This window comes from Cobetia sp. SIMBA_158 (assembly GCF_046566945.1).
GTDB classification, from domain to species: Bacteria; Pseudomonadota; Gammaproteobacteria; order Pseudomonadales; family Halomonadaceae; genus Cobetia; species Cobetia amphilecti.
Genome location: NZ_JAWJYL010001021.1, coordinates 1 through 239 on the forward strand (window position 1 = coordinate 1; position 239 = coordinate 239).

Here is a 239-nt window from a genome sequence, read left to right on the forward strand (position 1 = left end):
GCTAATAACAAATGGTGGGCGGCTTTGCGCCCGTATTGTTTACCCACTTTACCTGGCGCATGAATGCCAATTTCGTAACCTAAAAAAGCACTGCAAAAGGGTTCGTTTAAGGTAGCGTATGAATGGACTCGGTCGCCGAATGCAAAGGTAATTAAATCAACATAGTGAGCAAACGCATAAGCTGTTTCTCGATTTAACCAACCCCCTTCGTCTTCAAGGTGTTGAGGTAAATCCCAGTG

General features: G+C 44.8%; 1 protein-coding gene. It reads right to left on the reverse strand.

Translation table 11 applies throughout. The features are described from left to right. Positions 1 to 239, reverse strand: a 239-nt coding sequence (locus R2R70_RS22895) for a family 1 glycosylhydrolase (protein ID WP_410979331.1), incomplete at both ends; no start/stop codon positions are given.